Source organism: Vibrio sp. Vb0349, from assembly GCF_033338975.1.
In genome coordinates, this window is sequence record NZ_JAWOTS010000285.1 from 1 (window position 1) to 1,227 (window position 1,227).

The 1,227-nt window shown below is 46.3% G+C and carries 1 protein-coding gene; it reads right to left on the minus strand.

Going from position 1 to position 1,227, the window contains the following annotated elements; translation table 11 throughout:
* Positions 1-148: 148 nt before the first annotated feature.
* Positions 149-1,225, minus strand: coding sequence for an iron-sulfur cluster carrier protein ApbC (apbC, locus tag R7Q47_RS25245; protein ID WP_318090075.1), 1,077 nt, complete (start codon positions 1,223-1,225; stop codon positions 149-151).
* Between the last annotated feature and the right edge of the window lie 2 nt (positions 1,226-1,227).

Sequence of the window (1,227 nt, forward strand, 5' to 3'; positions counted from 1 at the left end):
CTAGTCACATAAAAAGATAAACTGCCTGATTATAGGGAGTTCACCCCGTAGTTACTAGCTGGAATTAGAGTTTAGTCATAAGTTTCTGCCTGCCCAGAGGATTAACCTCCGGGCAAACGTTAAAATGTGCAACTTTCAACCACCAACCTCAGTTTACCATTGTAAAACTGATTGCATCTGGTTTCGCTTTGCCTTGCCAAAACATTGTGCTACACACTCGATCTGCAAGCTGTTTGTAGTAGCCTGAATGCTCACTGTCAGGTCGTCTCGCAACGGTTGGCACACCAGCATCAATGTCTTCTCGCATAGAAATATGCAACGGAATTTGGCCCAATAGCGCTAAGCCAAACTCTTGAGACATTTTCTCCGCGCCACCCATACCAAAGATGTGTTCAGTCGCTCCACATTGGCTACAAATGTGGTAACTCATATTTTCGACCACACCTACTACTGGCACATTGACTTTGTTAAACATTGCAGCACCTTTGCGCGCATCTGCCAACGCTAAATCTTGTGGCGTCGTCACCAAAACCGTGCCGGTAACAGGAATCTGTTGTGACAACGTCAATTGGATATCACCCGTGCCTGGTGGCATGTCTATCACTAGGTAATCCAGATCTGGCCAATCGGTTTCATTCAATAGCTGAGCTAACGCTTTCGATGCCATAGGGCCACGCCAGATCGCTGCTTCAGATTTATTAACTAAATAGCCAATAGAATGAGTATAGATGCCGTGAGCAAAAATAGGCTCCATCCATTTGCCATCACGAACTTCTGGTTTCGCATCTTCCTGGCCGAGCATCATCGGAACCGATGGACCGTATATATCGGCATCCAATAGGCCAACCTTCGCTCCCGACTGCGCGATAGCCAAGGCTAAGTTAACGGCTGTTGTGGATTTGCCCACCCCACCCTTTGCAGAGCTCACCGCAATGATATTCTTCACGCCTTTCACCGCATTAGAAACCTGCGTTTCTAGTGCTTTTACGCCGAGTTCAATGTGAAACGGAAACGCGGCTACAGCTTTGGATGCTTGCTGTTGTTGAATCCATTCTTGCAATGTGCGCTGAAGCTCATTACTAGCAAATGGCAATGTAATCTTCACCTCACCTTGAGCGGTGATGGTGACAACGCCGTGAATATCGGCCCAGTTTCCCACTAACTGTGGATGTTGAAATTGATTAAACCAATGACAAAAATCTTGTTTTGAAGTGAACTGATGCATAA

What these genes read in the sequence shown, in the direction of transcription:
- apbC (WP_318090075.1), bottom strand. Translation starts at nt 1,225, where the DNA reads ATGCATCAGTTCACTTCAAAACAAGATTTTTGTCATTGGTTTAATCAA.